This window comes from Mycobacterium shunyiense (assembly GCF_058270035.1).
The window spans coordinates 417,509-439,373 of record NZ_JBZDPT010000031.1; the positions used below are offsets into that span (position 1 = coordinate 417,509).

Annotated in this window: 22 protein-coding genes; 8 read left to right on the forward strand and 14 right to left on the reverse strand. The window is 63.8% G+C overall.

The features are described from left to right. Positions 1 to 2 precede the first annotated feature (2 nt). Positions 3 to 818: a hypothetical protein gene (locus tag AC4ELS_RS19145; RefSeq protein WP_448444352.1), complete on the forward strand. Its 816-nt coding sequence runs from the start codon at positions 3 to 5 to the stop codon at positions 816 to 818. 27 nt (positions 819 to 845) lie between these two features. On the opposite strand, the gene AC4ELS_RS19150 is transcribed toward AC4ELS_RS19145, so the two are convergent. Next, positions 846 to 1,661 (reverse strand): type VII secretion target, encoded by an 816-nt coding sequence (locus AC4ELS_RS19150; protein ID WP_448444354.1) that lies wholly within the window; start codon positions 1,659 to 1,661, stop codon positions 846 to 848. Positions 1,662 to 2,038: 377 nt separating this feature from the next. Between AC4ELS_RS19150 and mycP the strand changes: the two genes are divergently transcribed. The 3 genes from mycP (at position 2,039) to AC4ELS_RS19165 (ending at position 5,212) form a co-directional block, all read left to right on the forward strand. Further along, positions 2,039 to 3,388, forward strand: coding sequence for a type VII secretion-associated serine protease mycosin (gene mycP / locus AC4ELS_RS19155; protein WP_448444356.1), 1,350 nt, complete (start codon positions 2,039 to 2,041; stop codon positions 3,386 to 3,388). Continuing rightward, positions 3,385 to 4,782 carry a type VII secretion protein EccE gene (eccE, locus tag AC4ELS_RS19160; protein WP_448444358.1) on the forward strand — a complete coding sequence of 466 codons (1,398 nt, stop codon included), beginning with the start codon at positions 3,385 to 3,387 and terminating at the stop codon, positions 4,780 to 4,782. The genes mycP and eccE overlap by 4 nt, the downstream gene beginning before the upstream one ends. A gap of 100 nt (positions 4,783 to 4,882) precedes the next feature. Further along, positions 4,883 to 5,212, forward strand: a complete 330-nt coding sequence (locus AC4ELS_RS19165) for a YbaB/EbfC family nucleoid-associated protein (RefSeq protein WP_448444360.1) — start codon at positions 4,883 to 4,885, stop codon at positions 5,210 to 5,212. Between the two features lie 389 nt (positions 5,213 to 5,601). On the opposite strand, the gene AC4ELS_RS19170 is transcribed toward AC4ELS_RS19165, so the two are convergent. The 4 genes from AC4ELS_RS19170 to AC4ELS_RS19185 form a co-directional block, all read right to left on the reverse strand. After that, the gene (locus AC4ELS_RS19170) at positions 5,602 to 7,149 is read right to left on the reverse strand and encodes a PPE domain-containing protein (RefSeq protein ID WP_448444362.1); all 1,548 of its coding nucleotides are present in this window, start codon (positions 7,147 to 7,149) and stop codon (positions 5,602 to 5,604) included. 221 nt (positions 7,150 to 7,370) lie between these two features. After that, positions 7,371 to 8,366, reverse strand: a complete 996-nt coding sequence (locus AC4ELS_RS19175; protein ID WP_448444364.1) for an EspK C-terminal domain-containing protein — start codon at positions 8,364 to 8,366, stop codon at positions 7,371 to 7,373. A 1,281-nt stretch (positions 8,367 to 9,647) separates the two neighbouring features. Continuing rightward, positions 9,648 to 10,616: an ESX-1 system-associated protein gene (locus tag AC4ELS_RS19180; RefSeq protein WP_448444366.1), complete on the reverse strand. Its 969-nt coding sequence runs from the start codon at positions 10,614 to 10,616 to the stop codon at positions 9,648 to 9,650. Positions 10,617 to 10,893: 277 nt separating this feature from the next. Next, positions 10,894 to 11,679: a hypothetical protein gene (locus AC4ELS_RS19185; protein WP_448444368.1), complete on the reverse strand. Its 786-nt coding sequence runs from the start codon at positions 11,677 to 11,679 to the stop codon at positions 10,894 to 10,896. 596 nt (positions 11,680 to 12,275) lie between these two features. Here AC4ELS_RS19185 and AC4ELS_RS19190 point away from each other — a divergent pair. From AC4ELS_RS19190 to AC4ELS_RS19205, 4 genes are all read left to right on the forward strand, one after another. Further along, positions 12,276 to 12,710, forward strand: coding sequence for a DUF4333 domain-containing protein (locus AC4ELS_RS19190; protein ID WP_448444370.1), 435 nt, complete (start codon positions 12,276 to 12,278; stop codon positions 12,708 to 12,710). Positions 12,711 to 12,903: 193 nt separating this feature from the next. Further along, positions 12,904 to 13,482 carry a hypothetical protein gene (locus AC4ELS_RS19195; protein ID WP_448444372.1) on the forward strand — a complete coding sequence of 193 codons (579 nt, stop codon included), beginning with the start codon at positions 12,904 to 12,906 and terminating at the stop codon, positions 13,480 to 13,482. A 127-nt stretch (positions 13,483 to 13,609) separates the two neighbouring features. Further along, on the forward strand, positions 13,610 to 13,864 hold the full coding sequence (locus AC4ELS_RS19200; RefSeq protein WP_448444374.1) for a hypothetical protein: 255 nt from the start codon (positions 13,610 to 13,612) through the stop codon (positions 13,862 to 13,864). A 12-nt stretch (positions 13,865 to 13,876) separates the two neighbouring features. Next, positions 13,877 to 14,176, forward strand: coding sequence for a hypothetical protein (locus AC4ELS_RS19205; protein WP_448444376.1), 300 nt, complete (start codon positions 13,877 to 13,879; stop codon positions 14,174 to 14,176). Between the two features lie 26 nt (positions 14,177 to 14,202). Here AC4ELS_RS19205 and AC4ELS_RS19210 read toward each other — a convergent pair whose 3' ends face one another. From AC4ELS_RS19210 to AC4ELS_RS19250, 9 genes are all read right to left on the reverse strand, one after another. Then, a complete protein-coding gene (locus tag AC4ELS_RS19210; RefSeq protein ID WP_448444378.1) occupies positions 14,203 to 14,688 on the reverse strand; it encodes a hypothetical protein in 486 nt (161 codons plus the stop codon). A 9-nt stretch (positions 14,689 to 14,697) separates the two neighbouring features. After that, positions 14,698 to 14,991, reverse strand: a complete 294-nt coding sequence (locus AC4ELS_RS19215; protein ID WP_448444773.1) for a DUF4333 domain-containing protein — start codon at positions 14,989 to 14,991, stop codon at positions 14,698 to 14,700. Positions 14,992 to 15,065: 74 nt separating this feature from the next. Then, the gene (locus tag AC4ELS_RS19220; RefSeq protein ID WP_448444380.1) at positions 15,066 to 15,827 is read right to left on the reverse strand and encodes a DUF4333 domain-containing protein; all 762 of its coding nucleotides are present in this window, start codon (positions 15,825 to 15,827) and stop codon (positions 15,066 to 15,068) included. A 9-nt stretch (positions 15,828 to 15,836) separates the two neighbouring features. Next, a complete protein-coding gene (locus AC4ELS_RS19225) occupies positions 15,837 to 17,096 on the reverse strand; it encodes an Rv0964c family protein (protein ID WP_448444382.1) in 1,260 nt (419 codons plus the stop codon). A gap of 3 nt (positions 17,097 to 17,099) precedes the next feature. Beyond that, the gene (locus tag AC4ELS_RS19230) at positions 17,100 to 17,420 is read right to left on the reverse strand and encodes a WXG100 family type VII secretion target (RefSeq protein ID WP_448444384.1); all 321 of its coding nucleotides are present in this window, start codon (positions 17,418 to 17,420) and stop codon (positions 17,100 to 17,102) included. A gap of 130 nt (positions 17,421 to 17,550) precedes the next feature. Next, the gene (locus AC4ELS_RS19235) at positions 17,551 to 17,904 is read right to left on the reverse strand and encodes a hypothetical protein (protein ID WP_448444386.1); all 354 of its coding nucleotides are present in this window, start codon (positions 17,902 to 17,904) and stop codon (positions 17,551 to 17,553) included. 565 nt (positions 17,905 to 18,469) lie between these two features. Next, entirely contained in the window at positions 18,470 to 20,002 is a 1,533-nt protein-coding gene (eccD, locus tag AC4ELS_RS19240; RefSeq protein ID WP_499048632.1) for a type VII secretion integral membrane protein EccD, read from the reverse strand. Beyond that, positions 19,999 to 21,429: a MinD/ParA family ATP-binding protein gene (locus AC4ELS_RS19245; protein WP_499048635.1), complete on the reverse strand. Its 1,431-nt coding sequence runs from the start codon at positions 21,427 to 21,429 to the stop codon at positions 19,999 to 20,001. Before AC4ELS_RS19245 ends, eccD begins: the two co-directional genes overlap by 4 nt. Positions 21,430 to 21,559: 130 nt before the next feature. After that, a complete protein-coding gene (locus AC4ELS_RS19250) occupies positions 21,560 to 21,847 on the reverse strand; it encodes a WXG100 family type VII secretion target (protein WP_135358654.1) in 288 nt (95 codons plus the stop codon). Between the last annotated feature and the right edge of the window lie 18 nt (positions 21,848 to 21,865).

The window sequence follows — 21,865 nt, forward strand, 5'->3', positions numbered from 1 at the left end:
ATATGAAACGCCTTGGTGCATTATTCCTTGTGGCGGCGCTCGCCGCTGCCGGTTGCATTTCTTGTAAACAATCGAACCCAGAAAATCTGCAAACGGCGGGTGCAGGTTGGCCTTCAGATTTGTCCGACTTTACCATCAATTGGACGGCCGATAAAGGCATTGATCTGGTCCACGACGGAGCAGCGATCGCCACAAGGGCGTATGTCGAGTCGTATTACTTGGCGAGTATCACTGAAGACGAAACGTACTTGTACCCGGGGTTCGCAGAAGCAGTAGAACCGAATCAGTCCGCATCACGGCCGCTTGGAAGGTCTCACCTACATCCGCAGGTGGGTATCTCCCCGGCGGCAATTTGGGTCGGCACTGCGCGTCATCGGGTGCTGCGCCTGGACCGCCTAGGGGATGACGTCACTGCTGTCGTCTGTGCATACTTGTACGGTTCGGCGGGCACTATTCCCGCGGCCGAAGGCTATTTCGTGAATGTGGGGATTGGCGACGAATTTAATCCTGGCATTTTCCCGATGAGGGTAGGACTGCGAGCTCCCGACGATTCCACGAAATTGTTATCGCAAAAAGGGCCCTCGAAGGCCCCCTTCCAAGATGTCTTCGGAGGTTGGAAGATAACCAGCTTCCTGTTCGACTACTTTACCCAGCCCGCGTCGTGGCCAGAAAAGGGAAGCGATCTCGCCTCGTGCATCGCGAGGGACGAGCGGCCAGCGGAGAATACGCACTTTGAACGTGATAAGTCGTACCCACGGTCGGCCTTCCCGACACTGCCTTCCGTGCCGGGATGGCCGGAGAAACCTGTTCTGAATTAGCCACCCATCTCCTGATGGACCGACTGGTCACAGGTCGCGGGCGGTTCTTTGATGAATCCGGGGCGATGGCGCGGAAGCCGTTTCCTTCCCACCGGACTCATCGGTCCGAGGTGGCAGACCCTGCAACTCCCTCATCCGCTCCTCGCTCATGATGCCGGCATGCGCGGGTGCTTTCTCTCCGTCAGTGGGCGCACCAGCGCCCCCGGATGAGCCATCCGCTGTTGGCGGCGCACCCGCGTTGGTTGCACCTGACTTCGTAGCCAGGTCAGAGGCGGCAGTCCCTCCAGCCGCGCCACCTTGAGTGGCCGCTTGGATTATGCCCTGCACGCCCTGCATCGCCTGCTGAGGAATCTGAGACAGTCCCTGCACGATGCCCTGGACCGGCTGCGTTATTCCTTGCATCATCTGCCCGGCCATCTGAGAAAACTGACCCATCATCTGACTTCCGGTTTGGATCCCACGGTCTTGGCCTCCGTCGGGAGCAGCGCCCGCATCATAGCCACCCGCAGTTGTCGCTGGACCCGCTTCTCCGGCACCACCTAGTCGATCAGCCTGGGCTTTAAGCCTTTCGGCGGCTTCAAGATCGCCGCGCTCATAGGCATTAGCGGCCTGCCGTAGTGTCTGGGCCAGCCTCTCTGAGTCCGCCTTGGCGGCGCCAACCGCTCCACGGCGCGCGTCGATGGCAGTGGCGAAGGCGGCCGGGTGGCCGATGGTGCCATGGCTGCTCAACACCCCGGACAGCGCGGACGCACCGTCGATCACGTTGCCCGCGTCAGTGGCGACGTTGTCAAACTGCCCACCCAAAGCCGTTATCGCACCGGTGAAAGCCTTCAGCCCTGTCATCGCCGACCCTCCGCGTTGCACGTCAAACTCCTGCCGACGATTCTAAGCGGTCGATCATGACCTCCTGGACAGAATTCCCTGCTCATAGCGTCGGCTAAGTACGCTCCCTTCTAACCGTTCATTCGCCCCCAGCCGGCGCGGAGGGAGAAGTGACAGCCACACCCGAACCCGGTGACATCCCCCGCTTGCCGCGTGCAAAGCTCACTGCGGGCACAAAGCGTTATCAGCCTCACCTGGGCACCCTTATGATTGCCTGCGTGCAAATAGCCGGACGGCTTGAAGTGAGAAGATGCATTGTCGAGCAGGCTGGAGTTTGTTTGCTGAATGTGCATCAGCACACTGCAGACATGTCCGATGTCCTTGGGGGAGTGTGAGGCGTGCAGCGCTTAGCCGTGATGCTGCTGGCAGTTTTGTTGGCGCTATTCAGTGCGCCTCCGGCGTTCGCGATCGATCCGCCTGCGATCGATGCCGCGGCCGTTCCGCCTGATGAGACGGGTCCCGATCAGCCGACGGAGCAGCGCAAGATCTGCGCTGCGCCGACGGTCATGCCGAATTCGAACTTCGCGGACAAACCGTGGGCAGCGGACTACCTGAAGCTGGCCGAGGCGCAGAAGTTCGCAACCGGCGCCGGCGTAACTGTCGCGGTGATCGACACCGGGGTCAACGGTTCCCCTCGAGTTCCGGCCGAGCCGGGTGGCGACTTCGTCGACGCAGGCGGCAACGGAATGTCCGACTGCGACGCCCACGGGACACTGACCGCGTCGATCATCGCCGGACGCCCGTCCCCCACTGACGGATTCGTCGGTGTGGCGCCTGATGCGCGACTGATTTCGCTGCGTCAGACGTCAGTGGCTTTCCAGCCCAAGGGTTCGCGGCAGGATCCCAACGATCCCAACACCACCCAAACCGCGGGCTCGATCCGCAGTCTGGCCCGCTCGGTGGTGCATGCCGCCAACCTGGGCGCGCAGGTCATCAACATCAGCGAGGCCGCCTGCTACAAGGTCACCCGCCGGATCGACGAGTCCAGCCTGGGCGCGGCCATCAACTACGCGGTGAACGTCAAGGGCGCGGTGATCGTGGTGGCCGCCGGCAACACCGGCCAGGACTGCACCCAGAACCCGCCGCCGGATCAGTCGCTCCCGGCCGATGCCCGCGGTTGGAAGGGCGTGCAGACGATCGTCAGCCCGGCCTGGTACGACCCGCTGGTGCTGACCGTCGGCAGCGTGGGCCAAAACGGTCAGCCGAGTAACTTCTCGATGTCGGGCCCGTGGTTGGGTGCGGCAGCTCCCGGCGAGAACCTCACTGCACTCGGCTATGAGGGCCAGCCCATCAACGCCACCCCCGGTGAGGACGGCCCGGTGCCGCTGAACGGCACGTCGTTCTCGGCCGCGTTCGTCTCCGGTCTGGCGGCGCTGGTCAAACAGCGCTTCCCAGATCTGACCCCTGCCCAGGTGATCAACCGGATCACCGCCACCGCGCGCCATCCCGGCGGCGGCGTGGACAACTATGTCGGTGCCGGAGTCGTCGATCCGGTTGCTGCGCTGACGTGGGAGGTCCCCGAGGGCCCGGCCAAGGCGCCGTTCCGCGTGAAGGAAGTTCCGCCGCCGGTGTACATCCCGCCGCCAGATCGCGGCCCGATCACCGGAGTGGTGGTTGCCGGAGTTGCACTCGCGCTGATTCTCGGGATCGCCGCGATGACCCGACGCGCATTGCGGCGGCGCCAATGAGCTTCTTGCAGCGGCATTTCGGCTTCCGCTTCACCACGGGGCACGCCATCTGGGCGGCCACGCTGATACCGGCGTGCATCGCGATATGTATGCACTTCAACCTGCTGTGGCTGGGAATCACGCTGTCGGTACTGATCGCGATCTTCTCGGTGCTGACCATCCGCGGTTACCGGCTCACCGGTTGGGTCCGGGCGGTCTTCTCGTGGCGCCGCCGCCACCGCAGTACCCCCGACGTGCCGTCGGAGCCTGCGGTCGGCGCCACCGTCATGCCCGGCGACCACGTCGCGGTGCGCTGGCAAGGTGACTACCTGGTCGCCGTCATCGAGCTGGTACCAAGGCCTTTCACCCCGACGGTGATCGTGAACGGCGGTGCCGTCTCCGACGACACCGTCAGCACCAAGCTGGTCGAGAAGCTGCTGGCGGCGCACTGCCCGGACCTCGAGGCCGACATCGTCTCTGCCGGCTATCGGGTCGGCAAGACCGCGCCCGCGAGCCTGGTGGCCCTTTACGAACAGGTGGTGGGCCCGTACCCGGCACCGGCCAACCGGCGGACCTGGATTGTGCTCCGCGCGGACCCCGAGGAGACCCGTCGCTCCGCCCAGCGCCGCGACAGCGGGGTGTCCGGGCTGGCCCGATATCTGGTGGCGTCTGCCACCCGTATCGCAGACCAGTTGGCCAGCAACGGCGTTGACGCACGCTGCTCGCGCAGCTTCGACGATTTCGACAAGGCCACCGAGATCTCCTTCGAGAAGGAGACCTGGTCAGTGATCAAGGGCCGCAGCACCTTTACCGCGGCCTACAACGCTCCCGGTGGTCCCGACGTCTGGTGGTCGGCGCGCGCCGATCACACCACTACCTGCGTGCGTGTGCGCCCCGGGGCTGCCCCGACTACGACAGTGCTGTTGACGACGTTGTCCAATCCCACTACGCCGCGCGGGTTTTCCTGCCTGTACGGCGGGCAGCGGGCGGCCCTTCAAGGTCTTACCCCGGTGACCGACAAGCACCATGAGCTGCCGATCGGCTCGGCCGGCGTACTCGTCGGTGAGACCTCAGACCGCTACCCGGTGTACATGCCGTTCGACAATGTCGACGTCAGCATCAACCTCGGCGACGCGCGCCTGTTCACCCAGTTCGTCATCCGCTCCGCCGCATCCGGCGCCGTGGTGACCCTCGGGCCACAGTTCCGCGAATTCGCCACCATGATCAACGGCCGCGTCGGCCGAGTGCCCCGCGTCGCCTGGCCGCACTCGACTACGTACCTGGGACCGCATCAAGGCGTCGGCCGAGTGATCATGCGGCCCAACTTTATTGACACACCGCGGCACCGTCAGCTGCCGATCACGTTGATCAATCCGCGTGAAGAGAGCCGCTACCAGATGGCGCTGGAGCAGTGACATCAAGCTTCCTGGGAGAGGGGTCCCAGAAAGGTCGGGAGGACACCGTTATGACAAGGACATGGGCAATCAAGTCCGGCCACGCGGGGCAGGGTTCGCAGTGAACGACGATATGCACCCGGAAGTCGCCGCGGTTCTACGTCAGGCGCAACGCCTTCAGTCGCTGATGGACGATCAGCTGCACAAGATGGCCAATGAAACCTTCACTGCCAGCGACGAAACCGATACCGTTGATGTGACCCTCGACGGTCACCACAACCTGAAATCGATCTTCATCGAGGATGGCCTACTGCGGCTCGGCGCACAGGCGGTGCAGCAACGCCTCAACGAGGCGCTGCAGAAGGCTACTGCGCTTGCGTCGGCTTCGATCGAGGCAGACCGCGAACGCATCGACGAGGTCGCTGCCCGGATCACGGCCGAGGATGCTTAGAGGGGAGGAAAGCCGCTGAGGCCCACTGGGTTATCTCAGCACGGGTGGGCTGCCGTTCCGGCGGTGAATGTGATCGGTCGTTGCAAACGCTTGGCTTCCGAACTCACTCCGGTGCGGCCGCAGGTGAATCGCCGACCATTGAGTGAACTGTTGCCGACTTCGTAGCTACTGCGACAGGCCCACTCGGCGAGATGAATAGGCTGACTCGCGAATCGCTCACCGCCGCAGACTTCGCGTCGTCGACTAGAGATCCCTGGATGGCTGGCATAGCCGACCCCGAGGTAGACGCCAGGAACGACAACGCGCTTCACGCGAAACAAGATTCGAGTTCTCGGCTGGCACGGCGAACCGTGATGTTCTCACAGGTCGCTGTGCCAGCCGTACAATCCCTACTTCTTGTTTTCCTTACCTTCTCTGCGCGGCCGGTGCCCGATGATGGCTTCGGTGTGGGCGCGGTCTTCGACGTAGAGGTCGTCGTCGGGAGTCAGGTTGGGATCGCGGCGCTTCTCTTTGCCCTGGTTGCCCTGACCGTGGCCACCACCCATACCACCCATGCCGCCGCCCATACCGCCCATGCCGGCACCACCCGGCGCCGCGCCAGCGGGCCCGGCTCCACCGCGTGCCGCCGCGGCGGGATTGGCCGCCACGGAATCCGCGCCGACCGCTGGCCCCAACGGGGTTGACGGCACTCCGCCACCTCCACCGCCGAGGCCACCTCCGCCGCCTCCGGCACTCGCCGGCTTCAGGCCGGGTTCGCCCAATCCGGGAAGGTCTCCAAGCTTATCGCCCGGCAAGCCGCCGGGCATGCCGCCAGACGGTGACCCTCCACCGGACGGGGAGCCACCACCAGATGGCGAACCGCCGCCTGAGCCGGAGCCACCACCGGCGCCTTTGCCTGCACCAGACTGAGCCCCGGATTGCTGCCCCGTTTGAGTGGCGCTGGCCGGCGACATGGATGGTTCTCCGGCCTGCGCCTGATCTCCGCTACTCTTACCCTCGCTCTCGCCGCCGCCACTCTTGTTGCCGCCGCTGGTTCCGTCTTTGCCACCAGTGTTGCCGGGGCCCGTACCCCCGGCTTTCCCGAATGGCGGACTCGGCGGGGTGGGCATCTCCGGCCGAGCCGACTGCGCGTAAGAATCACGAACCCCCAGAGATTTGCGTTCCTCTTCCTCCATGCGGTTGGCGACAGCGTCGATGTCGGCCTGGCTCGGATTGGTCCCGTTCAACAGGTCGTCCATGGCGTTTTCGAGGTCCTTGTATGCCGCTGCAATCGGCTTGTGTTCGGCCTCGGCCTTGTTGTGGCCCTGCATAATTGCCAAGGCTGCGACACCGTACTTTCCCCACGCGTCGGAGAGGTCCTCGATCCAATCGCGAAAGAGGTTGAACTTGGCGAACGCTGCGAACGCCGCGTCGCCCTCCCAGCTTTCGATGTTCGGGGCGGGGATATTGGCTTTGAGTCCGAAATGTGCCTGTGCCGCTTTACCGATCGCCTCATTCAGTGAGGCGGTATTGCCCGGGTTGTTGAGCAATTCTTCGGTTTCGGGCACCGTGGCGTACCCATCTGACGTCACCATCGCTGGTTGCGGCGGCGCTGGGGGCAGTTGCACATCCGGTCCCGACGTGTTCGGAACCGGGATCGCTTCGACAGCGCGCACACGCTCGATGCCGACCGCGGCGGAGGTATCGACGTTCGTGTACGCGGTGGCCGTATCGCGCAGCATGGCCGCCATTCGCAGGCTTTCCTGTTTACTGGCCTCCGTGTACTGCTGTAGCGACTCCCCGTAGGCGTTCAGGTTGTCGATCGCTGCCTTGGTTGACTTCAACCCGTCCGGCGCCGTAGCCCTCGGGGCCTCGGAGGGCCACTCCCCCTCGTTTCCCTCGATCCACTGCGCCCGCTTATTCAGCTCTTCGGCAGCGACCTTGATTCTATCTCCCACCCGTACTCCTCATGCCACAGCCTTCAACGAAGACCCTTGAGCCACAACCACAACAGTGCCGCCCACATCCACCCGCCGCCCACACACAATCCGTAGATCAAGCGGTTCAGGTACCGCGACATAACCATTTTCATCCGAAAGAGGCTGTCCACCAACGGGTTTCATCCAACCCAGCCCGCCTGCGCCGTCGGGATCGAGTTCGCGCTCGTCAATAGAGGCGCTCAACTCGGGTCTCCGAGCGCATCAGAGTTCAGCACACTCACATGCTGCCAATACAGCGCGTCGGCGATCGCCTCCCGCTGACTGGGTCCATCGGTGGCCGTGTATGCGGCGTGCATCGCCACCTCGTACATGTGCTGGCCGTAGGCCACCATCGCCTGCAATTGCACCGCCACTCGACCTGGGTCACTGTTGAGCAACGGACGGAACACCGCCATCAACAACTTCACCCGACGATCCTCCGGCGGTTGTGGATCCACCGGCGCCGGCGGCAACAACTCCGTCAAACCCGCATCGCTGACCTTCGACAAACGCTCGGCCACCTCTGGCGCGATCAACATCAACCGCGACCGCCCCTGCATCTGGCCGTTGGCCGGCAAGTCGTCGGGATGCAGTACAACGGTCGCGGCCCCCGAGTCAAACCCCTTGAGTTGATCCTCGAGCGCAATCACGGCCCGTAATTGCGTGTCGTGGGCTTGAGCCCAACTCTCCAGCGCCAACATCGGATACGTCGCCGACCGCCCCCGCTCCGTAGCTGCAACCGACTCATCCAGGCTGGCGAACTTCACCTGATCCGGCAAATTCACCCCGTCAGGCACAAAACCCAACCCATAGTTATTGGCCACGACAATCGTGCCGTCGTTAGTCAATGCGGTCAGCCACATGAACCGCGGTGCAGTCGTGCCCACGTTCAGCGCCGCCGCGATCCGCCGAGCGAGCTCCAACGGATCAGAACTGGACCGCCGCGACGCTTTCGCAGCTGCGTCGCGCTCGGCACGTGCCGCCGACACCGGGATAGGCGCCACCTGCGCTCCGCCACCGGCCGTCGGAGTAGATGCCGAGTTCACCGCCGGACCGAGCGCGCCAGGAGCCGGCGCGCCGGGCGAAACCGGCGCGGCGGGAGGTGCGGTTGGTGGAGGGCCCAGCGGCATCGGAGTGCTCGGTGCGGCACCGGTGGCCGGACCCGCACTCACCGGAGCGGCACCGGCGCCGGTCACGCCACCTGCTGCCTGGGCCATAGTTCCCGGTGCCGGCGCGCCCGATGGCGGGCCGGCCGGTGTTGCGTTGAGTGGTTGCGAGGTAGGCGGCCCACCAAGCGGTTGCGACGGCGACGACGACATCTGTTGCGGGGGCCCACTGGCCTTAGCCGCGTCTGCCATGCCCTTCTGAAACTGATCCAGCGGGTTCGTCGGCTGAGCACCTGTACCGGCGGCGCCGGTCGGAGCGCCAGTGGCACCCGCTGCGGACGCGGCGTCCGACTTCGACCCAACCGCCGACATCGGGGACACGTTTGGTCCCTGCGAACCGCCACCGGTCGACGGTGGCGCGCCAGAGGGCGTGCCAGTTGCGGGAACTGGCGTAGGAGCAGGTGGTGCTGCGGGCTTCGGATCGGGATTTATTGGTACCGGCGCGGCAGGCGGCGTCTTTTCACTGAGCCCACCAGGCGCCGCCGGCCCCTCACCCTTGCCCCCAGGCCCGGCTGGGTTGACTGGTGCCGGCGCGGCGGGCGGCGTCTTTTCACTGAGCCCACCAGGCGCCGCCGGCCCCTCACCCTTGCCCCCAGGCCCGGCTGGGTTGACTGGTGCCGGCGCGGCGGGCGGAAGCTCTTCACTGAGCCCACCAGGCGCCGCCGACCCCTCACCCTTACCGCCAGGTGAGCCAGACGGCCCTTTCTGCGCCGGGTCGGGCATCTTGCCGTCTGCACCCGGCGTATGCGCTGGCACGTGCAGATGGTGCGCTAGAGATTTCGCCGCATCGGAGACATGCCCGACGTTTTCGTTGTAGCCCTTAAGAATCTCGTCCTCGATCCGATCGGACCGAGTGTCTTTGAAGGGAATCTGGGGAAACCCCTCGTTGTGAATATCTTCGCACATCTTCTGCACTCGCTGCGCGGTCGAATTCACCAGGTCTTTTGTGTCGGCAATCATTTTCTCGATGAGTTTTAGTTTGCCTTTGACGCGCTCGGCTGACGCCTGACTGTGTTCATGATCGGTGATGATCCCCGAAGCCTCGTCATAGGCCGCTTGGGCTCCGGTGCCTTCCCAGTGGTCGGACAGCTTCATTCTCTGCCGACCCGCCTGGGGAACGATCTGATCGCGCAAATTCGTTGCCAATGTGCCGAACGCATCTGCTGCTGCCCCGACGGCCTCTTCGTCGGCGTTGGGCCATCCGGCACCGACTACCGTCTGGCCGCCATATTCACTGGTATCGGGCTGTTTCGTCGCCACCCCCGCTACGCTCCACTCGGCTTCCCGGGGCTACTTTTCATCTGCAAGCTACTACCCCAATGCCTTGCAAGCAGAGTCAACGAGGTTTGCTATGCGCGTCGCAACACCTACTAGGTTGTCATCGGCCGGAGTGTATGTAGGCAGGGCCTCCAGATAGGCTTTACGGTACTGAACCCCGAGGTCTGCGAAATCGCGCAATGTCGGATTCCCACTTTCGCGGCCCAATGCAGACAGTTGGGTATTGAGAAGCCTCATAACCGGAACTACATCGTCGTTGATCTTTCGTTGTTCCGGTGACCATTCGACACCAGGGATATCCGGACTTATCTCGTTCCAGGATTTACTATTTGCAAAGTACTGCTCTAGGGCGGAGTTCCATTTCGGGCAGACCGGATTCGGCTCGGTCAGCAGTTTTTGGGCATCAGCGGAGCCTCGAACCGGAGCAACCTCATCGGGGGTAGCCAGGGCCGGAACCAACGGTCCCCGAGCAGCCGCTGAACCATAATCGATCGCCGCGCATATTCTTGAAAGCGTGTCGGATGCCTGGATTGCGACCGCAGCCAAGTTGTTATCGATCGGGGTATAGCTGGGGATACTGTCCGCATAAGCCCGCGCGTAGGCGATGAACTGTTCGTATAGTTCCCGCATCACTCGGTGGGGTGTCAGTTTCGCCGAGGGAATGAGTTGATCAGCGGCATCTCGGAACGCCTGCCCGGCGGCGTCATACTGGGCACGAATCTCCGGGGTCCACTCCGTCGCCGGGATCCCCGGGTCACGCTTCTCCCAACCATTCCTGGTCCGGCTGTCGAGTGTGCTCGCGATTGGATACCGCGTCTTGCACGAGGGGTCCTCAAGGATCACTGCAACCGGCCCGGTGTCATTGGCGCTAGCAATGTCGGGATTCGCCGCACTGCTAGCCGAGGCACTGGGCGGGGACGCCGTGAGCGACGATGGTCCACCCTTGTCGCCTTTGTTCGCCACGGACATTGTGACTGCGGCGGTCACTCCGATCACCGCCACCAACGCCACCCCACCCAGCGCCCACTTCCAGCCGTTCCTGCGCTTGGGGGCCTGCACGGGTAGCGGCTGTTGTTGCCACGCCGGGGGCGGGCCACCTGGCCCGGAGCCTGCGTGTGGGGGGTACCCGCCGGATCCGCTGTAGGGCGGTAGGGCACCGCCATGTGGCGGCTGTGACCCCCCCGCGGGCGGCACCGAACCAGAAGGAGGCGGCGGCAGAGTCACCGATGCACCCCCACAAGTGCATTCATGCCACTAATCCCAACAACCCTGCCGTACTTCACAGCGCAACCTCCGGTGACGTCTCAGTTGTCCGCCGATACCGGTCCCCAGGAATCGACGGTTCTGTCTGCGGAGCACCCACGGGTGCCTGCGGTCCGGGGCCACCATCAACCCCGGCCGAATCCTTCTTCTTGTCCTCGTCCGAGGACCTATCCTCGGTCGGCTTCTCCTCGCCCTTCTCGTCCTTGCCCGCCGGGGAGTCAGACTGCTGCTGGGTGCTCCCAGCTGTCCCGTTGGCAGCCCCATCTCCCTTGGCGCCCTCACCCGGTTTCTCTGAACCCTGTGACGCCTGCTGCACGATGCCCTGCACCCCCTGCATCACCGGCTGCACCATCTGACCAGCTGCCCCCGCCGCTTGCATGGGCACCTGCGCAGCCTGCTGGCCCACCTGCATCGCCACGCCCATTAACTGGCTCAACAAACTCATACCGCCATCACCTGCGGAGGCGGCTGCCGGCGCGGCGCTCGCAGGGGAACCGGCCCCGAACGCATCGGCAGGGTCAGCCAGCTTGCGTTCGGCCGCACCAATCTGATCCCCTCCGGCGCCATCGGTACCGTGGTACACACCTCGCGCAGCGTGCAAGTTCCCGGCAAACCGCTCCTCGCGCGCACGAGTAGCGACAACCTGCTGTTTCACGTCGGCTTCATAGTCTGGAACAACCGCTGCCACCAGAACGCTGACGGGATCACTGCCAGCTGTAACCGCAGGAGCTGGCGGCACTGTTACCTCGGCCGGATCCCAGGCAAGTTTTGTCTCGTCGACCCGAATACCGGGATACCCCATCAGCAATTCCCCTCGCACAACCCATGGCACATCCACCAACGCTGGCACAGCACCTGTCAGCTTAACGGCCCTTCATTCCCGCCATATGCGCCAATTCTCAGTATGGCCACCCTGGCCCGCCAGCTTTAAGCAAGATTCCTACCCAGGCAAGTCTCTCGACGGTCCGAACCGCGATCAGCGCTCCCCTGCTTGAAGCAAGGAGGCCGCCCTCCTGACAGCCTCAGCTGCCAAACAAATCCGGCAGCTTCGAATGGCTGCACAGGTGGGTCGTGATGGTTTGACGCGGCCCTGACAGGATGTGCAGCCTCATTGGTTGTAAAGCGTTAGGGCCGTGCAGAACTCGTTCCGGCGCCAGCCGCCGTCACGATTCGAGACCGGCGGATCTAACGGAGGCAATGGAACGCAGCCTGCGCGCGGCTTCCTGCCCCTACGTGAAATGGATTGCGCAGATAGGTTCACAGGGCTCGGCTATCGAACTCCGGTGCGCGTAGTCGTGGGCATCACGGGGTGATCCTCACGCGCGAAGCGGCAGCCTGCCATACTCCTTCGGACGTTCGCGGAGGTCGCCGCGGACGGCGAGGATTCAGGGGGCAGATGTGGCTTTGCAATCGATGGCGCGAGGGATAGCCGTTGCGGCGTTGCCAGTGATCGGTGTTTTGGCTGGGTGCTCCGGCAGCTTCGAGGTCGGCACGATGTCGTCGTCGTCCTCGTCGTCTGCCACTTCAAGCGCGCCCTCCATTCCCGAGGTAAGCAAAAAGGCTTTGGAGTCCGCTGCAACGAAGCAACTTCAGCCAAAAATCGACGTTCCAATCGACTCCGTTGATTGCGACGGTGGTCTTCCCGCCAAGGTGGGCGCGACCCAAACGTGCACTGTGACTGTTGGTGAAGACACCTACCACGCGACGGTCACGGCCACCGAGGTCAACGGCACGAACGTCGACTTCCACATTTCGATTCCACCCGGCCAGGGGAAGTCCGGCGACTCATCGGGTTCTGACGACTCGTCGCCATCACCGAGCCCGGCAAACTGACACATCCCGCCGGTGCGCCGGCGTCGGGTCGCCTCGCCGCATGGCGGGAACAACACGGCACAAGCCAAACATCGCTTGCATCGCAGGACGACTTAGAAGAATATTCAGGCTGAGCAGACCTTCGTCCGCGGATGATCTGCTGCGAACGTGACTGCCGGCCGGCCGGCCGACTGCCAAGGGGGATTGCTGGCAAATGGCGCCTTACGGTACGAATGACTGGGACGACACCGACGACGACAACATCCTCGACGCGCTCGACTTCGGCACCCCGGTGTTCGAAGACGATTCCGGCCTCGACGCTCTGCCGGACCACCACAGCGGCCAGGACTTCGACCACGGTGAGGACCTCGACGCAGCAACTGACTACCTGGGCCAGGCGTTCGAGGAAGCCGATGTCAACGGCTTCGGAGCCGAGGTGGACCAGGCTGAGCCAGATGAGATAGAGCAGGTCCCGGTGGTTCAGGCCATCAATCCGCCTGGCACTGTCACCGTCAGCGCGTACCTAAATGGCTCGATCGCGAAGGTAGAGCTGGCCCCGAAAGTCGCCACACTCACCGAAGCCCAACTGGCCGATGAAATCTTGTTCGTGGCCGGGGTGGCCGCCAAACGCGCGACCGCGGTGCTACACGGCGAAGCCGTGGGGATGCTCGTCGAGCAAGGAATGGACTTCCGCGAAGCTCAGTACTTCGTCGAGACAAACATGCCGTACGCAACCCCGAAGCAAGCCGACGACGCCGAACGCGCGCTCATAACGCGGCACTTCGGCCAGTAGTCCTGCACGTTCCGGTCCTGGTCGACCCCGCGCCTGTGACCAATGCGCTGACGCGTGGACAGGCAGGCTCATTTGAGCGCCGTGGCGAGGTCGGCAAGACCAGATTGGGGAGAGACTGAGCGAGTTCATGAACGCCGTCGCCGTCGCGGCGGCCGGCACACCGTACACAGTCGTGCCCACCAAGCGTGGTTTCGATGTCCAGTTGGACACCGCGAGCGCGCAGTGGTGGGAGCTCTTCGCTCGCGTCAAGATGCGCAAGTCGTTCCGTTGGCGGGTAACCGAGAAACGAGGTGGCAGTACATTCACCGTCACCGACCGGGAGGTTGACGTCGACTGGCGTGCCGGAGCGCCTTCCTTAAGCGTTGGCTCGCAGTCGTTTTGAGATGGTTTCGACTTGTCCACGTTGTCCTGGAACGGTTCGTGGAAGATTCAAACAGGACGCATCGTCGAATGGTCACGCCAGAATATCTGGGCACTGTCTGATCGAGGCCGCATCGAGCAGGTTGTCGACTACAAGTTCAACGCTCGCGAGGGCCGGGATCTGATTCGAATGGTTGCCAAGCAAATTGGGCTCAAAGAGCGCCAACCATTGACAGTGAAGATGACGTGGGCCATGGTGTCGGCAGTACCGATCGGATTCGGTATCTACGGGCTGGTGGAACTGGCACACAAGGCCTTGCCTGCGCTGGGATGAGCTCGGGCCTGTGGCCAACTCACGTCTCACACGCTCCGGTACAGCAGTCCTTTGTACGTCCAGCCAGAAGCGGTCGCGGTATCTCGCAACGGATTCTTCATGTCGTTCGTATCGAATCGATAGTCGTAACCGTTGACGGTCCCCGACGCAGTCACCTGTAGGTTGCCGCTGGAATCGACCCGGATCTGGCGGAACCGATTGTTGTCGTCGCGGCGCCACTCCCACATCTGGTCTTTGGCCCGCAGTTCAGACTTCTCCGGATCCAACCGCATTAGGATCATGAAGCTCTCGTTGATGTTGATCTCGTCGAAGATCGGCTGCCACCGCGGATCGCCCGTCCGCCACTCCGCGACTAGGTCAACCCCCTCCTCGGATGTGCCTTGTCGCACTCGCCACGGCGCTTCAGCACTGTTCAGCCGCATCAACCGTTGCCACAGCTCTTGGGGCGACACAGCAATGACATCAGGCTCCGGCTTGCGGCTGCCGCTGCCGAAGAAATCAGAGAAACCCACGATTGCCCCTCAGGACATCGGCTTGTCGTCGACCTTGGCATCGAACTTGAGGTTGTCGCCACTCACCGATGTCGTGGTGACAGTCACACCCAACTTCGTGCCCTTAACGGTCAACACACATCGCTGCGTTGCCCCGACCTTGGCGTCAAGGTCACCGTCGCAGGTCACCGAATCCGCCTTCTTACCCGCCTGGGCTTCCAACTTCTCCTTGACCGTTTTGGCCAACTGATCTTTCGGCGTTCCGGTGCTGCCGACATGTACGTTGGCCGAGCACGCGCCAAGGAGTCCAGCCACCACAAGCATTGAAGCAGCCAGCATCCGGCGCGTATCAAGCTTCGTATTTAGCATCGTCAATTCCCCTCTGAAATACTTTTCAACTACACCATTGGTTTGCGATCAACCTGTATATCGAACTTCACATCGGCATTTTCGACGCCGGTCACAGTAACTGTGACGCCCAGTTTGGTTTCACCAACTACTAACGCACATCGCTGGACGGCGCCAATCTCTGCCGGTAGGTCGCCGTTGCAGATCACGGCGTCAGCCTTCTTCCCGGCCGAGCGCTCCAGAAGTTCTTTAACCCGCGATTCCAGATGCGCCTTACCCAGCCCGGGACGCTCTGCAGGACCGGGAGGTGCATCACCGGTTTCGCCGGGCTGACGGCGAGCTTGGATGGATTCCATGAACTGCACAACCGCGGATTGCCCGGACTCATAGGACTCTGCCGGCGCGCTGTACAGCAGCTGCAGCAGGACCAATTTAGACGGTTCTTCAGTCGGTATTTCGAGAAGAAACTGGGACTGCTTGATATCTACGGATCGTCCGTCAAGATTGACGGTGAATTGAAGTTCCTGGGCGTACTGGTCGGGCGAGGACTCCGAGATCATCCCTTCCCGCACCAACGTCAAATCCGTGGTCCGGCCCGCCAGCCTCTGGCGGTACGCAGCAGCACGCTCAGCTAGGTCACCAGTGGGCCCCATGAGTTGTTCGGTGACCGTGATGTTGGTCGTGAATGGCGCATCAAGATCAGCTCGGCGCAACAACACGATTGATGCGGCGTCCTCGTTCACAACCTCGGGTTCGACAGAGACCCAGCCATCGGGTACGTCGCCTGTCAGCTCAATACCCCGAGCAGCCACATGTCCCCCTTAGAATCCGAACCACTTGCCGACCTTCTTGGCCCCGTCCTTGATGGTGTCGGTGACCTTACCGGGGTCAATCTCCACGTCGAAGCCCACCTTGCCGCCCACGCCCAGTGCGGCACCGAGCGATCCACCGATCTTGAGCTTGCCGTCGTGGAACCCGGCATCCAGATCTCCCGAGATTCCGATGCCGGCCTGCAACTCTCCGTGGGCCCCGACGCCCACACCGCCTACATCGACGCTGGCGTCCCCGGTCAGCCGTGCGCCGGCAAACGCTTCGGCCTCCAAATTCACGCCATCAGCGCCTATGGACGCATTGGCGGTGGCGTCGGCTTCGACGGCCGCGCGTACCTCGCCCTCGGCCTCGGCGATGCCATAGGTTGCCGAACCCTTCGCCTCAGCACCAACCAAGGTCGCGTTGGCGTTGGCACCTGCCGAGATACCGTCTGAGGTGACCTCAACGTTGGCCTTCGCCTCCGCGCTGAGGACATCGACGCCCGCAGTGCCCTTGACCTCAACTCCGTTGTCGAACGTGTGCTTGCCCTCGGGAGTCTCCTTCGAATAGACCGAAGCCTTTCCGCTGGTGACTTCTTTTTCGTAGAGCTTTACGCCGGGGCCCTTCTTGGACTTGTCGTCACCGTTCTTGCCGTCTTTGCCGTCCTTGTCCTTACCGTCTTTGTCCTTGCCGTCTTTCTTGTCGTCTTTTCGGGATCCGAAGTCACGCTCTTTCTTGTTCTTCGGGTCGAATTCCTTCGACTTCTCGAGCACCTTCTTCTTCTCGCCCGGCTCAAACGCCTTCGCCAGAAGGTCATCCGCCTTGTCCGCAGCTTGCAGCAGCTTGTCGACGGCTGACTGGGTGTTCTTCACCATCGTCTCTACGAGCTTCTTGCTCTCCGCCTGAAGCGATTCGACCGACGGTGCTATCACTCGGCTAGTCGCCGCGTCGATCACAATCCCGTAGGCCCCCGCCGTGGAACGAAGTGCCGCCAGTTGGGATTTGACCTGACTTACCTCGTTCGCCGCGGTCCGCGCGGCGGTGGAAACGCCCGTTGAGTCCTGGACATGGCTCTGCAGATCGCTTGCGCGGGCCTGTGTCTGTTGCAGCGCCGCCGCCGACCCCTGGCCAGACCAGCTTTGGAACGCAGTTAGGCTCCCAAGTGAGCCACTGACCCGAGAGGCAGCTTCAGCTCGGACCGCGCTTGACTGGCTCACCGCGTTGATTGCAGCAGAATCCCACCGATCGATATCGGCTACGTTCAGGCCCACGGATCAGACCGCGGTGGAATCGAATGCGTCGCCCGCCGACTTCACCGACTCCGCCTCGGATTCATCTGTGTGGCCGTACATCGCCGCGGCGGCTACGAAACGCTCCCCGTGCCCAGAAATATTGTGGTGATGAATCTCGGCGTCCTCGTCCCATTCGGCTAACTTTGCCGCCAAGGCGGCGGCCGACTTACCGATCCACCCGGACTGCGCTGCCGCGAGCTGCTGGCTCGAGGAGGCAAGTTCACCCCGCAACGTTTCAGCAAGCTCGCCTACCTGCTTGCCCGACTCATGCACAGCCGCCGCATCCACACGTAGTTGGCTCATCGGCCCCCCTCTACCAATGCTCAAACAGTCCGCCAGGCGCGGCCTCTCACGAGTAGCTAGCCTAACCCGCGGTCACAGGCCTCAGGTGCAGAAGTTTTGGTTCAGGGACCGCAACCTGCCGGCTGAGCTTTCAGCTGGCGAACAGTTCCGCCGGCGCAGAGTGTTCCTGCGACCAGTCGGTCCACACGGGCGCAGTAGGCCCGACCGCGCTGGTCACCAAATCCCAACCGCCGCTTGAATTTGACCGAAACAGTCCGACGTAGCGCTTCGAGGCGCCACCGTTTGCCGCCGCCTCGGCCAGTGGAGTTCCGGCATAGTCGAACGGGCTGCCGTCTGAGTTCTGCAGTTGAGCGGACAGGAACGCCCACCCGCTCGAAGCCTTGAAGGACTTCACCGCGAACTGAGCGCCCTTCCCCAGTTGACCGTCTACGTCGGCAGCGGCGGCCTTCAGGATGGCTTCTCCCTCAGCCGAATTCTGGGCCACGTCATGCAATTGCTGGGCTCCAGGTGTCGATGGTTCTGCAGAGGTACACCCGGCCCCTCCCATTGCCACACACACGGCCAGGAGGCTCATTTGCACAGCGAGCAGCACTCGCCAGCGTCGAGTTGTCATGGTCCGACGGTACGGCAGCGGAAACCGGGGCGCGATCGACTCAACAGCGAACGTGCGCGACTTGACCACGTACACAACGGAACTGTGGAACACGGCCGATCGCAGTATGCCCCGTATGTCGGCTACGAGCCGGCGACCGCCGTCGCCGAGCGAGCATCGGTCTCCCGATACCTCACCGCAGCCCCAGCCGGATCCGTCCCTGAGGCGGTCGCATCCTTGGCGACAGCGTCGCGCTGCCCGACCAAGTTGATACCCGCGGCGCGGCAGACATCTGCAGTTCGCAGGCCTGTCACACCGCCCGCCGCGGTGCGCAGCGGAGCATCCACCCTGAGCCCGGACAACTGGGCTCCCGCCTCATGAAATCGGTTGGCGGCGTTGTTCAACGCGTCCGGTCAGACCTGGAACTCGTTGCCCATCTGATCCCCAACCGACTCCGCTAGTGCAACCGCAGGTTTCGCAGCAGGTCGTACACGCCGGCGATCCACAGCAGCAACGGAATCACCGCGGCGATGGCAGCGCCGTCGCAGAGTTCCAAGATCCGCTTGGTCACCGGTGACACGCGGCGCACGCCGTCGGTGGCACCGATGGCGATCACCGCGACCAACCCGAGCGCCGTGTAGATCACCAGCACCAACCACGCGCTGCCGGGATTCCACAGGCACAACCGGACCATCACGCCGGTGGGGACGGCGACCGCGGCCGCGAGCAGCGCCCAAGAGCACCACCGCTCGGCATACAGCCGCGACCGGAAGCCGCAGATCACAGCGACCAGGGCGGCCACGATCATGCTGTGTACAAAGAAGTGCCCTTGCACCACAACGGCAATCGCGCCCACCGAAAGCACCAGCGCACCGGCCGAGAGAAACCCGATCAACAGCTGCCGGGTGAGCAAGCTGCGCTCCTGCAGCCGAGCCGCCGATTCCGGCACCGAGGCGATGATCGCCTTCCATGTGGGAGAGGCCTCGTCGACCTCGTCGGGAGTGATGACCGGGTCGAGCAACTCGTCGTTGGACACCGACTCACCAGGCGCCGGGATGGGCGGCAGGGCGATACGGGCAACGGCGACAGTGAGTTTGGCGGCGTTGGTCACCACGATCAACCCGAAGGCGATGGCTCCGGCCGGGACCCAGGCACCGCCGTCGTAACCGACGGTGATCGCCGCGCCGGTGATGGCGATCGCCAGCACTGCCGCGAAGGAGGCCACGTCAGCCCGACCGCGCGGCCCGCCACGGGTCGCCAAAGTCAACAACAGCACCACCGCGCCGGCCCCGGCGAGCTGTGGCGCACCGAGGGAATCGGCGTCATAGGGCAAGGGCACGGCCAGCGCCGCGGCGCCGCCCAGCACAATCGTCGCGGCGAGCAGCAGGCTCTCGGCCAGATCCAGGTTCTGGTACCGGCTCTGCGCAGCGAAGCTTCCGCCGAGCAGGCCCAAGCCGAACAGCCCCAGCGCCAACGCCCACCACCAGCCCTGGCCTGCCCCGCTCCAGGACACCAGCGACATGACGGTGATGACCGTGGCAACTACTGGAATGGCAATGCCGACAAAGCGATTCAGTGCCGTACGGTCGAAGATCGGTGATTCGTCGAGCACCGCGATCGCGTCGATCACGTCCTCGACGAGCGGGCGGTACCGCTCGGTACGGCTGACCGAAACCAAGGTCAGCAACGAACCGTCGACCACCCCGGCATCGTCGAGCGATTCGTCGGCCTTCAGTGGCGGCGCACCCGGGCGGGCGAATGCCCACATGCCCTGCTCGGAGAAATCGAAACCGGCGAGGGTGTCCTTCGGAGTGTCCTCGAGCAATTCGCCCAGGACACTCACGGTTTCGTCGATGTAGGTCTCGATCGCCGCCGTGGCCGGCAACACCAGATCCGTCATCCGCTTACCGGTGAGGATGGTGACCCGGGTGGTGGACGGCCGGCCCGGCGTCGAGCTCGATGTGTCAGCGGCAGCTGCGGTCGCGGTCAACGCCGTTCAAGCCTGTCGAAATCGTCGGACAGGGCAGCGGCCAGCTCGGTGATGCGCCGCTGGTACGTGTCGCTTAGCAGCTCGAGCTGGATCTCGGTGCCCGCGGCGATGTGCTTGTCCCACGGCAGCACGATGACCCGGCCCGGAGGTACGTGGCGTTCGAACTGCTGCACCAGGTCCTCGACGTCCACGTTCGGCTTGCCCGGCGTGACGTGGTTGATGACGACACAGGACCTGCCGAGCAGATCCTGGTATCCGTTCTGGCGCAACCAGTCCATCGTGATGGCAGCCTGCCGGGCCCCGTCGATCGAGGCACTGGCCACGATGACCATGCCCGACACGGTCGACAGCACTCCGCGGGACGCCTTCTGGAACAGACCGGCGCCGCAGTCGGCGAGGACGAGGTTGTAGTAACGCGACACCACGGCGGTGGCGCCCTTCCAGTCGTCGTCGTTGAACTCACGCTGTGCGCCGCTGTAGTCCTCGGACGACAGCACCTCGAGGTTCGCGCCGTTCATGCTCGTGTAGGCGCGAATGTCGTTGTAACGCGACAGTTCCTGGTCTGCGAGTAGATCGGAGATGGTCGCCGCGGACTGACGGCCGGCCCGGTCGGCCAGGTTGCCGCCGTCGGGGTCGGCGTCGATCGCCAGGATGCGGTCGCCGCGGACCTTGGCCATGGCCGATCCCAGCGCGACCGTGACCGCGGTCTTGCCGACGCCACCCTTCAGACCGAACACACCGATCTGGTAGGAGTCGCGGGCGTTACGCCGAATCCGGCTGTGCAGTTCGAGTTCGTAGATCTCGTCGGGCGACAGGCCGAGGTTGATCCGCGTCGTCAGATACAGCCAGTGGCGCCAACCGCGCTGGGACGGCATCTTCACGCCGGTCTTCACCCCGACGTGCGACAACGCGTCGATCGCGCGGTGGTTGCCCATCGTGGCGGCCGAGGTGGGCCCGGGCGCGGCCGGCGTCGGGATGGCCTGCCCCGCTCGCCACTGGCCACTGACCTCGGGATCGAGATCGGCGAACTGCGACGGTGCCGGGCCGGGCGCGACGCGCGGAGCCGGACCGGGCATGGTGCGGGCCTGCTCGTGCCGGGCACCTTGTCCGAACTGCTGTTGCTGCTGTGGTGCCCGCAGCATGGAGTTCTGCGGCCACTGGGGCGCGCTCGCCGGCGGCTGTGGCATCGGCGCAGGCATCTGCTGCGCAGTCTCCGCGTGCCGCGGCTGCGGGGCGGCCTGAGTCTGAGTGGAGGCCGTGGGGGCCACGGGCACATCCGTGGAACTGGTCTCCCCAACCGGCACCGGCGGTGGCGCCGCTGCCGCGGCGGCCTTCAGGATGGCATCTCTGTCCACGATGGCCGTGGCGTCGTCGACCGGTTTACCCGGTTCAGACGAATGAAAGAGCCGGTCATAGTCGGCCGACATGGGGACCCCTCAGATAGTCAAAAACAGATGGTTAGATCTTTACACCCAAGCACAAGTGGTGGGCGGGTTCGGCCCATCATCAGATAGTCCGAACACCCGCCCACCAAAGCATGCTTGTTGCCGCGTAGTACTAGGCAAACATCCCCGAGACGCCGGCCTCGGTCTGGGCCATGGTCTGTCCCGCCTCGCTGATGGTCTGCGCAAGGTTCTGCAGCGCCTGGTTCAGCTCGTTGGAGGTGTTGTCCCAACGGGTCTGGACGGCCTGGTAGGCCTCCGAACCCGAGCCGCCCCACGCCGAGGCGAGCGAGGCCAGCGAACCCTTGCCCTCGTCCAGCAGGCCGGCGGTGGTGCCGACGGCGCCCTGGATCTCACTGGCTCCGCCTTCGATACCGGCGAAATTCCAAACCTGTTCTGTCATGTCTTGTCTCCGTTTCTA